This window comes from Bacteroides clarus (genome assembly GCF_015555825.1).
In the GTDB taxonomy this organism is placed as follows: Bacteria; Bacteroidota; Bacteroidia; order Bacteroidales; family Bacteroidaceae; genus Bacteroides; species Bacteroides clarus.
The window spans coordinates 157,148-169,359 of sequence record NZ_JADNLF010000004.1 but is presented as its reverse complement, the minus strand read 5'-3'; the positions used below and the strand labels follow the sequence as shown (position 1 = coordinate 169,359).

The 12,212-nt window shown below is 34.4% G+C and carries 13 protein-coding genes; all 13 read left to right on the top strand.

Annotated elements, in window-relative coordinates; translation table 11 throughout:
• Nucleotides 1–15: 15 nt before the first annotated feature.
• The 13 genes from I2F54_RS06395 to I2F54_RS06335 all read left to right on the top strand — a co-directional run bounded on the left by I2F54_RS06395 (nt 16) and on the right by I2F54_RS06335 (nt 12,202).
• Nucleotides 16–618, top strand: coding sequence for a UpxY family transcription antiterminator (locus tag I2F54_RS06395; protein ID WP_229097144.1), 603 nt, complete (start codon nt 16–18; stop codon nt 616–618).
• Nucleotides 619–667: 49 nt separating this feature from the next.
• Nucleotides 668–1,129 (top strand): UpxZ family transcription anti-terminator antagonist, encoded by a 462-nt coding sequence (locus tag I2F54_RS06390; protein WP_022217688.1) that lies wholly within the window; start codon nt 668–670, stop codon nt 1,127–1,129.
• Between the two features lie 54 nt (nt 1,130–1,183).
• Nucleotides 1,184–1,819, top strand: a complete 636-nt coding sequence (locus I2F54_RS06385; RefSeq protein ID WP_009120610.1) for a sugar transferase — start codon at nt 1,184–1,186, stop codon at nt 1,817–1,819.
• Between the two features lie 74 nt (nt 1,820–1,893).
• Nucleotides 1,894–2,088 carry a hypothetical protein gene (locus tag I2F54_RS06380; protein ID WP_229097143.1) on the top strand — a complete coding sequence of 65 codons (195 nt, stop codon included), beginning with the start codon at nt 1,894–1,896 and terminating at the stop codon, nt 2,086–2,088.
• Between the two features lie 115 nt (nt 2,089–2,203).
• A complete protein-coding gene (locus I2F54_RS06375; protein ID WP_195500780.1) occupies nt 2,204–3,748 on the top strand; it encodes a polysaccharide biosynthesis protein in 1,545 nt (514 codons plus the stop codon).
• Between the two features lies 1 nt (nt 3,749).
• On the top strand, nt 3,750–4,772 hold the full coding sequence (locus I2F54_RS06370; protein ID WP_195500779.1) for a glycosyltransferase family 2 protein: 1,023 nt from the start codon (nt 3,750–3,752) through the stop codon (nt 4,770–4,772).
• Nucleotides 4,773–4,804: 32 nt separating this feature from the next.
• Complete coding sequence (gene glf, locus I2F54_RS06365; protein ID WP_195500778.1) at nt 4,805–5,932, top strand: UDP-galactopyranose mutase; 1,128 nt, start codon at nt 4,805–4,807, stop codon at nt 5,930–5,932.
• 200 nt (nt 5,933–6,132) lie between these two features.
• Nucleotides 6,133–7,008, top strand: coding sequence for a DUF4422 domain-containing protein (locus I2F54_RS06360; RefSeq protein ID WP_195500777.1), 876 nt, complete (start codon nt 6,133–6,135; stop codon nt 7,006–7,008).
• A 5-nt stretch (nt 7,009–7,013) separates the two neighbouring features.
• Nucleotides 7,014–7,988 (top strand): glycosyltransferase, encoded by a 975-nt coding sequence (locus tag I2F54_RS06355; RefSeq protein ID WP_195500776.1) that lies wholly within the window; start codon nt 7,014–7,016, stop codon nt 7,986–7,988.
• Between the two features lie 18 nt (nt 7,989–8,006).
• Nucleotides 8,007–9,167 carry a glycosyltransferase family protein gene (locus tag I2F54_RS06350; RefSeq protein WP_195500775.1) on the top strand — a complete coding sequence of 387 codons (1,161 nt, stop codon included), beginning with the start codon at nt 8,007–8,009 and terminating at the stop codon, nt 9,165–9,167.
• 8 nt (nt 9,168–9,175) lie between these two features.
• Nucleotides 9,176–10,261 carry an EpsG family protein gene (locus I2F54_RS16320; protein ID WP_410518261.1) on the top strand — a complete coding sequence of 362 codons (1,086 nt, stop codon included), beginning with the start codon at nt 9,176–9,178 and terminating at the stop codon, nt 10,259–10,261.
• Between the two features lie 83 nt (nt 10,262–10,344).
• Complete coding sequence (locus I2F54_RS06340; RefSeq protein WP_195500773.1) at nt 10,345–11,433, top strand: glycosyltransferase; 1,089 nt, start codon at nt 10,345–10,347, stop codon at nt 11,431–11,433.
• A gap of 13 nt (nt 11,434–11,446) precedes the next feature.
• Nucleotides 11,447–12,202: a glycosyltransferase family 2 protein gene (locus I2F54_RS06335; protein ID WP_195500772.1), complete on the top strand. Its 756-nt coding sequence runs from the start codon at nt 11,447–11,449 to the stop codon at nt 12,200–12,202.
• The last annotated feature ends 10 nt before the right edge of the window (nt 12,203–12,212 follow it).

Here is a 12,212-nt window from a genome sequence, read left to right as displayed (position 1 = left end):
GATTATCACAGATTAATGCCCCGTTTATCAACAAATAAATCTTCTGAGATACAATGTAAACCCGGTAGACAATTATCTACTGAAAATGACGTAGATAAATGTTGGTTTGCGATTCGTGTTTCTTATAGCCGCGAATTAGCGTTGAAAGCAATTCTGGATGCCGAGAATATTGAGAACTTCATTCCGATGCGCTATGAATATATCATGAAATCGGGGAAACGCGTCCGTAAACTGCTTCCGGCTATTCACAATCTCGTTTTTGTTTACTCCACCCGTAAACGTATAGATGTTTTGAAAGATAAACTCGAACCGTCTATGCCTATACGTTTTATTATGAATCGCGAGCATTGCCGTCCGGTTGTAATTCCCGAGGCGCAAATGCGTAGTTTTATTCTGGTGGCAGGCAATTGTGACGAAGCGGTTCTTTATGTAGAGCCGGCCGAATTGCATTTGGTTAAGGGGCAGAAAGTACGTATTACCGGTGGTGTCTTTGAGGGAGTAATCGGCGAGTTTGTCCGTATTCGCCATGACCGTCGTGTAGTAGTTAATATCGAGGGTGTCATGGCCGTAGCTACTACCTTTATTCCGCCTTCTCTGGTAGAACCCATAAAAGAGTAATTCTCTTTTTTCTAAGTATTATAATTCACAAATCATAATTCACAAATCAATGGATTCATTATTTTCCTTAGCCCATCGTCTTCTCACTTACGGGCTTGACGGGAGCCCTATCTATGTAGACGAATTTACACGTTTGAACCGTGAAGTTTACGAGCAGGCACTGGAGCTTTATGGCACTCGCGGCAAGACTGTAGAGTCTGAAGCTGAGCTTTGCCTCGGTCTTTTAGCTGCTTTTGCCGCTACCATTTATGATAATGGTCATAAGCAGCAATACATTCAGCAGGTATTGGACCGTAGTTGGGAAGTTCTTCCTAAACTGCCTGCATCTTTGCTCAAAGTTCAACTTCTTGTCTATTGTTATAGCGAAGTTTATGATGAAGAACTGGCAAGGCAAGCTCATGACATTATTGCCACTTGGAATAAGGCGGATTTGACTTTGGAACAAGTGGATATAATAGAAGAGCTAAAGAGCTTTGAAGAAAACCAATATCCCTATGAAGTGATAGAATAATTTCACTCATCAACCTAAACTATTCGACTATCTAAACTAAGACTTTTTAATTTTATGGAACCAATTGAGAAAGATGACCATTTTATCCCCGACGGAATGAATGCTTTCGAGCGCAATGTGAAGCGTATAGGTGATTGTTTTCTTGCCCTTGGCGCGCTTATTGTTTTTTCTCCTCTATTTTTGATTTGCTATATTGCTGTGAAACGTGAAGATGGTGGTCCTGCCATTTTCAAGCAGGAGCGTATCGGCAGATTCGGTCGCCCCTTTAATATCTATAAGTTCCGCAGCATGAAGTTGGACGCGGAGAAGTATGGCCCTGCCCTCTATGCCGGTGCTGAAGACCCTCGTATGACGAAAGTCGGCAGGTTTCTTCGTGACCATCATCTGGACGAACTTCCCCAGCTCTGGAATGTATTCTGCGGTGATATGGCCTTTATCGGCCCCCGTCCCGAACGTAAGTTCTTTATAGACCAGATTATGGAGGTAGATCCCCGTTATCGTTATTTATTCCAGATTCGTCCGGGAGTCACTTCGTATGCTACACTTTACAATGGCTATACCGATACTTTGGAAAAAATGATTCGTCGTTTGCGTTATGATTTATTCTATTTGGAGCATCGTTCCTGGGGCTTTGATACCAAGATACTTTTTATGACGTTTATGAATATTGCGTTCGGAAAGAAATTTTGAAATGTTACGAGATAAAGTTTCTTCTATTAGGAAGTACCATAATTCAGTGTATCTTTGAAGCAAAATAGGAGATAATGGATAAATCCAAACCATATAAACAGCAGGAGCCGGAAAGCCAGGTAGTGAATGAGGCTGCCATGATGTACGAAGCGTCACCCCGTAGTATAGATGATTTCATTGCATCCATTCCCGTGGACTTGATGCAGCGGTTGGCTGAGTTTGCCGTTTCGGATGCGAAGCGGGTAGGTGTATTCCGTATGAGCAGGTAAAGGCTATTTAAAAGGAACGTATGGGATGGAAATAATCTGGTTGCAAAACGAATGGTCTGTTATAGACTATTATTCCATAAAATTGCCTACGGGCAGATAAATAATAACTTTTTACGTGTCTGAACTTTCCCGGACTGCCAAGAGCTTCAAGAATGCTAAGGTAGCCCTTGCTTTTTATTTCATCAATTTAGTTCTCCAGTTTTTCTCCCGTAAGGTTTTTTTAGACTATTTGGGGGCGGAAGTGCTCGGACTAAACACCACTGCACAGAACCTTATCGGCTTTCTGAACCTGGCGGAGCTGGGCATTGGCGGTGCCATCGCTTTCACCCTTTACAAACCAATTTTTGAGAGGGACACGCAAGCCATCAACGAGATTGTTTCCGTGCAAGGGTGGCTCTATCGGCGGGTAGCTTACATCGTCATAGCCAGTGCCTGCGTGCTGATGTGCTTTTTTCCGCTTATCTTCGAGAAAGCGGAAGTTCCGATGTGGTATACGTACGGCGCATTTATTATATTTTTGATTAGTGCTCTGCTTGGCTATTTTGTCAATTATCGGCAGATAGTGTTGACTGCCGATCAGAAAGAGTATAAGATAACGCTAAATGTACAAGGATTAAAAGTAATAAAGGTCCTTTTACAGACAGTGGTCATTTATTATTTGAGCAATGGATATATTTTTTGGTTGGCTTTGGAGTTTATGGTTTCTGTGGTTACAGCTATTTTATTACACAAACTATTAAAGAAAGAATACCCTTGGCTAAAGACAATAGTACATAATGGCAGGCAATTGCGACAGAAGTATCCTGAAATTATCGGTAAAACAAAGCAAGTTTTTTTTCATCAAATCAGCGCTTTCGTTCTCTATCAAACCAGCCCCTTGATTATCTATGCTTATACCTCGCTGACTTTGGTTGCTATCTATGGTAATTATATGTTTATTGTTACAGGAATATCATTGCTGATGAATGCTTTATTCAATAGTGTAGGTGCAAGTGTGGGCAATTTGGTAGCAGAAGGTGATAAGTTTCGTATAAAATCTGTTTTTTGGGAATTGACCTCATTAAGGATATGGTTTGCATCGGTCATCTCTTTTTGCATTTATAAGTTAGGAGACGCATTTATAATTCTTTGGATAGGGAAAGAATTTGTTATGGAGCGGCAGGCCTTTATAATATTGATAGTTATTACTTTCATAAGTCTCTCTCGAACAAATGAAATCTTCTTGTCTGCCTATGGTTTATTTCAAGATGTTTGGGCACCGATAACCGAAGCTATATTAAATTTGGGACTATCCATTCTTTTAGGATATTTTTATGGTTTGCCGGGAATTTTATCGGGAGTTGTTATCAGTCTTCTGTTGATTGTTTGTATTTGGAAACCTTTTTTCCTTTATAAATATGGGTTTAAAGACAATGTCAGAGAATATTTGATTCGTATTTCTAAATATTTACTCCTAATTGCAATTTCGTGTATTTGCGTTTCATGGTTAGCTGATAAGTTATTCTTTGATACGATAAATACATATACAGAATGGTTGTTTTATGCTTTGAGGCTTTTTGTGCTATATACTATATTCAGTTTGGTTCTTTTTATGTGTTTTGATAAAGCCTCTTGTTCCTATATTATGAGATTGAAATTACTATTGATAAATAAAAAATAAGATGAATGTATCCGTTATTATTCCAGTCTATAATGTTGAAAAATATATAGAACGTTGTATACTTTCTATAATAAATCAGACTTATACAGAAGGGGTGGAGTGTATCATTATTGATGATTGCACACCTGATGACAGCATGAAGATTGTAGAGAAAATGGTAGCAGACTATAAAGGGGAAATATTATTTAAGTTACTTTATCATAAAAGTAATCAAGGGATAGCTTCAACTCGTAATATGGGTTTATGTGCTGCATCAGGAAAGTACATAATTTATATTGATAGCGATGATTATTGTGAGTTGGATATGTTAGAGAAAATGTATTCAAAAGCTGTTGAAGAGGATGCTGATATTGTGGTTGCAGATCATTGGTGCTCTTTTAAGGATCATGAAATATATTGTTTGAGTTGTGTTCCTGAGAGTCGTTTGGAACGTATAAAAAGTTTATTTGGTAAGTCGGGATTTCCGGATTCTTTATGGCTGCAATTAGTACGTCGCAAATTATTCATAGATAAAAATTTGAAATGTGTTGAGAATATTAATTATAGAGAAGATTTGATTTTAGTGAGTTTTTTACTTTACTACGCAGAGAAGATAGTACATATTCCTCAGGCATTTTATCATTATGTGAAGTATAATTCTAATTCTTCTACATTTGTGGCACGTAGTCGGAAATTATTGGAAGACCATTTTCTTAGTGAGCAAGTGATATTTGATTTTTATCGCGACAAGGGGATGATAAAAGAACTCCATAAAGAATATATAGGGTATAGAATTAGAAATATGCAAGAATTGCTTTTATATAGTGAAGGCACTTTGCAGAGAAAATGGTATGACTATTATTCTGATATAAATTTTATTGAGTTTATAAAATATAGAAGGTTCGAAAGTAGTGTGAATTTATATTGGAAAATAGCTTGTCTTTTTGTTCCATTACGGATGTTATGGGTTCATAATCTAATGAGAAAAGTTTGGAAAACTTTTCGAAAGAAACAGATACAACATCTCTCTTTCTATTCTAAATAAGTGTGTAATAAACGCATAATTAATATTTTGTTATGTTTCAATACGATTATTTGATCATTGGCGCAGGATTATTTGGCTCAATGTTTGCCTATAAAGCAAAATTGGCAGGTAAAAGAGTTCTCGTAATAGATAAACGCCCTCATGTTGGTGGAAATTTGTATTGTGAGAATATAGAAGGTATCAATGTGCATAAATATGGTGCACATATTTTTCATACATCAAATAAGGATGTTTGGAGTTTTGTGAATTCTATCGTTGAGTTTAATCGCTATACAAATTCTCCTGTTGCTAATTATAAAGGAAAACTTTATAATCTTCCTTTCAATATGAATACTTTCTATCAGATGTGGGGAGTGAAAACTCCAAATGAAGCACTGATGAAAATAAATGAGCAACGGAATTCTGCAATAGAAAAAATGCGTGGTGAAGGTATATCCACTCCGCGAAATTTGGAAGAACAAGCATTGTCATTGATAGGAAATGACATTTATGAGAAATTAATTAAAGGATATACAGAGAAGCAATGGGGGCGTTCTTGTACCGACTTGCCGGCTTTTATAATAAAACGATTGCCTGTTCGTTTAGTATTTGATAATAATTATTTTAATGATAAATATCAAGGTATACCAATTGGAGGCTATAATATTTTCATTAAAAATCTGCTTTATAAAGTTGATGTAAATTTGAATACAGATTTTTTCTCAAATCGTATCTACTGGGAAAATATGGCCGAAAAAATTGTATTTACTGGGAAAATAGACGAATTCTATAATTATTGCTTTGGTAAACTTGAATATAGAACTGTATGTTTTGAAGAAGAAATACATGATTGTACAAATTATCAAGGAAATGCAGTTATAAACTATACTGATAAATCAGTTCCTTATACCCGCATAATAGAACATAAGCATTTTGAGATGTTTGGTTTGGAAGTTGATGCTTGTCCTAAAACGGTTATTTCAAAAGAATACTCTATGGAATGGAAAGAGGGGATGGAACCTTATTATCCGGTAAATGACGAGAGAAACAGTCGATTGTATCAACAATATAAAGCATTGGCCAGCCAAGAGAAGAATGTGATATTTGGCGGCCGTTTGGCTGAATATCAGTATTATGATATGCATCAGATTGTAGAGAAAATTCTGACATTCAATTTGTAATTGATATAATTGGGGTCATGCGAAGGGGAAATATGTTGTCGAAATACCTCAAGATGATAGCGATACTTTATCTGGCACATTGTCTGATATAATAACAGGCAAGAAGAATATAAATGTTTATTCTACCTATAATAGAAAAGCATTGTCATGGAAGATTATGATTGATAAACTTAATTTGTTTCATATATAGTAGGGAAAGTATGGCAACTACTACAAAAATCTTGGTTTGCTCACATAAAGAGGACTACGTACGTAACGACAGTATATACATGCCGATTCAGGTAGGTAAAGTAAATGCGACAGCCAATCTTGGATTTCAAGGGGATGATAGCGGAGAGAATATAAGTTATAAAAATCTGAGTTATTGCGAACTTACAGCCTTGTATTGGGCATGGAAGAATCTGAAAAAAGTTGATTATATTGGTTTATGTCATTATCGGAGATATTTTGATTTTAGTAAAAGTGGATTGGCTACAGTTACTCCGGATATCATGGATAAAATAATCAGTTATCCGGATGTAAAACTCTTTGAAAAGTATGATGTAGTTTTACCACAGCCAATACCTATTAATTGCTCGGTATTTAGTTTTTATAATAAGATGCACCCCATTGAAGATATGCTGATACTGACAAAGGTTATTCAGAAAATGACTCCGGAATATTATACTTCATGGAAAGATTATATAAGAAATGTAAATCATTGGATTCCTTGCAATATGTTCCTATGTAAGCGTGAATTACTTTGCGAGTATTCCGGTTGGCTTTTTCCGTTGTTAGAGGAGTTGGAAAAATGGGTGAGACTTTCTCCTTATTCCTATCAGAAGCGAATATATGGTTTTTTGGGAGAAATATTATTACCTTTTTATTGTTATCATCACAAATTAAGAATATTACATCGGCCGATTGTTTTTGTCGGGGATTCTATCGTAAAAAGAAAAGTTTGGAAAACATTTATAGCTAAGTATGTAAGTAATATATCGTTTATTTTAGGAAGGATTGTTGATAAAGAAGACTTGCATGAACTAACGGAATTATTTCATCCTTACATGAAACGTGATGGCATTATTATTGAATGATACTTATGAAAAAGGATAAGAAAATATTGTATATAAATGATTATGCAAATAGCTCATCGGTTCTTTTTTTATGCGATGAGTTTAAATATCCACGTCAACATTTATGGGGTGCAGATGCATTGCGGAAAGAATATGATGTAACTTTTGCATCTTTTCCGTCCTGTAGAATAACATCTTTTACTAAGTTGTGGATAAACTTTCTCTTGTTTTTTAAATATTGGAGATATGATTTAATATATTCTGCTGTACCGAATTTCACTTTATTTTTTTCGTTGTGCAAACTTTTGCGATTGAAGAAGTATAAATTAGTGACGATAATACATCATCCGACGACATTGGCATTATTCATTTCTACTATTGATAAATTGATTTTTATATCTGAGGATGTCAAAAATGATTATATAAATAAAGCACACAATAAAAAACTTCCTGCTGAATATGTCTTTTGGGGTGGTGATATGGATTTTTATACTCATTATTATCATCAATATAATCATAAGTATGATTTTATCTGCGCCGGGAAGATTCATCGTGATTTTTCTTTATTACAGCAGTGTTTGCCAGCGGATGCCCGGTGTCTTATGATTGGAAATAAATCTTCTGTCAAAAATGAAATTAATGAATCGGAATTAATGGAATACTATCTTCAAAGTCGTTTTGTTATAATTCCTATTGTAGATTATGGCACAACGGATATTCCAGTATTGGCCGGATTAACTTCCTTTGTTGATGCATTATGTATGAGAATACCTGTTATTATGTCAGATAACACATTGATAGGTGTTGATATTGAAGAATTAGGATTTGGGCGTATCTATAAAGCCGGTAACTCGGATGAGCTAAGAGATGTGCTAAAAGAGATGCAGGGACTGTCTGACGAGGAGTATAAACAGATGAGGGATAAAATATCTATTTTTTTGCAAGGACATACGTATGAGGATTTTTGTAAGAAAATATATAGTATAATAACAAGTTTGTAAGAATATTATGTGTAACTTATGAAGTCGATAATCTTTTGTTCACAAGTTGATTTGTTTATAGATAATGGGGGAGCCTATGCAAATAGAGCGCAACTTGATTCATTTATAGAGTTAGGCTATGCCATCACTTTAATTATTCCTTTTACAGGAACTGTAATACCGGAATATTATAAAGATAAAGTAGAAATAGTGTATGTTCCGAAACGTTCAGGATTAGAGAAATTAGCAGGCTTGTTTATGGGAAGAATACACCGTTTTTCTCCTTTTGTAGAGAAATGGTATAAGGATAATGGAAAAAACAGGAAATATGCCTTTGTCTATATTAGTGGTGGTATTGTGGCTGGTGATTTGGCGCCTTTTTTTGTAAAAGAGGGATTAAAAGTCGTAACTTTTCATGCTAATGTGGAATATCATTATTATTTGGATAATAAAGATATTGCTACTATGTGGGGAATACTTCCATTTTGGGTGAGAAAGAAAGAACAAAATGCTTTAATGCATTCGTATTTGAATTTGACAATAACGGACGAAGATAGGTTGTCACTTATACAAATATATTCTTTACCTATATCTGTCAATATCGTATGCTGGGGGTGCTATGAATATAGAGATAAGGGTAAAGTTGAAATTGCAGATAAGGCAAACAATGGTATTTTTAGTATTTTGATAATGGGCACATTAAAAGACCCGCAAACGTATCTTTCTATATTGTCTATAAAAAGTGTATTGAAATATTATATTGCGAATAATGCTATGACACAGATTATCATAGCAGGCAGGAGACCGCCAAAATCTTTATATGATGAATTTGGAAATACAACAGGATTTAAGATTATTGATACTCCGGAAGATATGGGAAAAATTATAGCTTCAGCGGATTTATTGCTTAATCCTGTAAAGATGGGGAGTGGACTAAAGTTGAGAAACATGGATGCTTTGAGGTATGGACTGCCATGTTTAGTGCATACAGTGTCTGCTTGCGGGTATGAAAAAATGCAGCAATATGTTTTTTTCAACGTGTACAGTACAAATGATGAATTATACAGATTGATAGATGAAATGAAGTTGTGTAAAGATGAATATTCACGATATGATATCGCTACAATTTATAATAGCTTCTTTTCATTTTCGGTAGGGGTTGAAAATCTGAAATGTATATTGGCTAATTTTGCATTATAGCCACAACAATGCTAATATTTATATATTTTTTTGTTATTGTACTATTGTCTCTTTATTCATTATTTGTGAATAGACAAAAATCGGTATGGATTCTGTTGTTTTTATGTCTCTTTACTTTTATTTTAACCGGTATACGTTGGGAATATGGTGGAGATTGGGATGTTTATTTATCTTATTTTAAAAATATTGTTGATTGGGATTTTCAGGTTCCATTTGAATATGGTTGGGTGATATTCAGTACCATTATCAAATATGTATCAGATTCATATACACTTTTCCAGTTTTTAATAGCATCTTTTATTTTTTATGCCGTATACCATTATATAAAGGAGTTGTCTCCTTTACCTTTGATTAGCTATATGGTATACTTTTCGACAACGGCTGCTGACATTGGATATGTTAGGAGTTCTGTTGCAGTAGTAATCGTACTATATTCTATTGTCTTTGTAGTCAAGAAATCTAAGCTGAAATTCGCATTGTGCATTTTGTTTGCTTCTTCTTTACATTTATCAGCGTTAGTAGGATTTGTCCTATATCCTGTTTTTTATTGTAAAATACGCTATAGATACATATTGTTATTTTTTATAATCAATACTCTGTTATTTCTAAAGGTAGGTCCCATGATATTTCAAAGCATGTCTTTTTTAGGAGATGCTTTATACACTAAAATTCAAACATATATGGAGGCCACCGAAGCTGGGGAAACTTTTGGGTCTACCATAACAACGGAAAGAGCTATCATAGGACATCTGATAAAAAAGGTCTTTGTACTGGTATTTGTTTTAATGTATATGAGAGATATTGTAAAGGCGGATATGACTTTTCGTGGCCTATTTAATATCTATATATTTTCATCTATTTTTTATTGTGCTGTGTTTCCTGTGATAAGAGAGGCGGCTATGAGGATGTGTGGGTATTTTGAATGTGTGGATATGCTTATTTTTGCTTATATATTATCGAATTTGAAACTTTTGCAAAATAGAATAATTTTCTTTATTTTATTGTGTTTGTTCTCGTTTTTTAGATTGAATAGTCTTGTGTCAGGTAGTAGTTTCCATTCTAATTATCATTCCGTTCTTACTCAAATATATTAATAGGAAACGGTTTTAAATATTCGCTAAATTATAAAAACTGAGGTTGGATAAAATCTATATATTTTTATTTAAGAAGATAATTAATGAAAGTTCTTTATATCGGTCGCGAACTGCAAAGGAAAATTTGTGATGGTGGTTCTTATGTATCTCTGAAAAACAGGGAAATGTTGTTGGGCTTGTATGGAAAAAGCAATGTTGCTATTTTAGAGATACCTAAGGTTTCTGCATGCCGTCATTTAATAAATATATTGCTTCGAAGAGGGTATGGGTATACAGCGAGGATTAAATATTTATTAAAAGGTATCTCAAAAGAGAATTTTGATTTTTGCTTTGTAGATGGTACACACTATGGTAGGTACGTTGATGATTTGGCTAAATCGGGATGTAAGGTGATTGTATTCTGTCACAACGTAGAATATGATTATTATACAATTAAATACCGCATTCAGCGTTCATTCGCTAACTTATTAATGAAAGAGTATATCCATTTTAATGAACGATTAGCCATATCCCGTGCTCATACCGTAATTGCTCTGAATGAGCGAGATGCTATTGGTATAAAAAGATACTACAAAAGATGTCCGGAATTATTATTGCCAATTTCTTATTCACCGATTCCTGAAAATAAATTGCTTTCCTGTTCAATAGCTAATCCTTATATTCTATTTGTGGGTGCTGGGCAAATTGCGAATATAGAAGGAATAACGTGGTTTATTAAACATGTAAGCAGGCATTTGAATATTTCTTTATGTGTAGCGGGTGCTTGTTGCACGTCTTTAGAGAAGTGGTGTTTCCCAAATGAATATCCCAATGTAGTTTTAAAAGGGTTTGTTGATAACTTGGATGAACTTTATATTAATGCGTCTGCTGTAATATGTCCTATTTTCTCAGGCTCTGGAATGAAGACTAAAACAATTGAAGCCTTACGATATGGTAAACGTATATTTGGAACTGTGGAAGCTTTTGAGGGGATAGAAGCTGATTTTAGGGAGATAGGTGGTTTATGTAATTCGAGTGAAGATTATGTTTTGGGGATATTAAATATGAAGCAGACTACTTTTAATAAATATTCATATGAAGTGTTTATGAAGAGCTATTCGGATAATATTGTACATGAAAAATTTAACCGCTTTGTCAATAATGCTAACAATGGCTTGCGTGTTAACCATTAATTAGGTTTTGCATATGAGAACAACACTTGTTTCAGTCATTGTTCCTTGCTATAATGCAGTTCCCTATATAATAGAAGCAATTGAATCTGTAATTTCTCAATCTTACACTGATTGGGAAATGTTGATTATAGATGACTGCTCCAGTGATAATTCAGCTTCGATAATTCAGAATTATTGTGCTATTGATAATAGAATAAAGTATTACAAAACTAAAGAATCCTCCGGTTCTCCTACATTGCCACGAAATATCGGTATTGAAAATGCTATGGGACGCTATATCGCCTTTTTGGATAGTGATGATGTTTGGCTACCGAATAAATTGGAAGAACAATTAAAACTATTTGATAAATCCAAAGCTGCAATTGCCTATTCTAATTATGAGAAAATAACAGAGTCGGGTGAAAGAGAACAGAGAATAATAAAGGCTCCTGCAGAAGTAAGTTATAAACAGTTGCTTTTAGGTAATGTGATAGGTTGTCTGACTGCCATATATGATACAGATAAAACAGGCAAAGTCTATTTTTCAGAGCACGCGCATGAAGATTATATAATGTGGCTGTCTATTTTAAAAAGGGGCTATATAGCTAAAAATACCAATACTGTTACAGCCTTATATCGTGTCAGAAATCGGTCGGTATCTTCTAATAAATTGAAAGCTATTTTTTGGCAATGGAGCATTTATGTAAATGTAGAAAAAACAGGTTATTTAAAAGCTGTATATTACTTTGTTAATTATGCTTATAGAGCTTTCTTGAAAATACTTAAATAAATTCTATTCG

Bases quoted from the DNA above. Each gene is read 5' to 3' on its own strand.
- I2F54_RS06395 (WP_229097144.1), top strand. From the start codon at position 16: ATGCCCCGTTTATCAACAAATAAATCTTCTGAGATACAATGTAAACCC.
- I2F54_RS06390 (WP_022217688.1), top strand. From the start codon at position 668: ATGGATTCATTATTTTCCTTAGCCCATCGTCTTCTCACTTACGGGCTT.
- I2F54_RS06385 (WP_009120610.1), top strand. From the start codon at position 1,184: ATGGAACCAATTGAGAAAGATGACCATTTTATCCCCGACGGAATGAAT.
- I2F54_RS06380 (WP_229097143.1), top strand. From the start codon at position 1,894: ATGGATAAATCCAAACCATATAAACAGCAGGAGCCGGAAAGCCAGGTA.
- I2F54_RS06370 (WP_195500779.1), top strand. From the start codon at position 3,750: ATGAATGTATCCGTTATTATTCCAGTCTATAATGTTGAAAAATATATA.
- glf (WP_195500778.1), top strand. From the start codon at position 4,805: ATGTTTCAATACGATTATTTGATCATTGGCGCAGGATTATTTGGCTCA.
- I2F54_RS06360 (WP_195500777.1), top strand. From the start codon at position 6,133: ATGGCAACTACTACAAAAATCTTGGTTTGCTCACATAAAGAGGACTAC.
- I2F54_RS06355 (WP_195500776.1), top strand. From the start codon at position 7,014: ATGAAAAAGGATAAGAAAATATTGTATATAAATGATTATGCAAATAGC.
- I2F54_RS06350 (WP_195500775.1), top strand. From the start codon at position 8,007: ATGAAGTCGATAATCTTTTGTTCACAAGTTGATTTGTTTATAGATAAT.
- I2F54_RS16320 (WP_410518261.1), top strand. From the start codon at position 9,176: ATGCTAATATTTATATATTTTTTTGTTATTGTACTATTGTCTCTTTAT.
- I2F54_RS06340 (WP_195500773.1), top strand. From the start codon at position 10,345: ATGAAAGTTCTTTATATCGGTCGCGAACTGCAAAGGAAAATTTGTGAT.
- I2F54_RS06335 (WP_195500772.1), top strand. From the start codon at position 11,447: ATGAGAACAACACTTGTTTCAGTCATTGTTCCTTGCTATAATGCAGTT.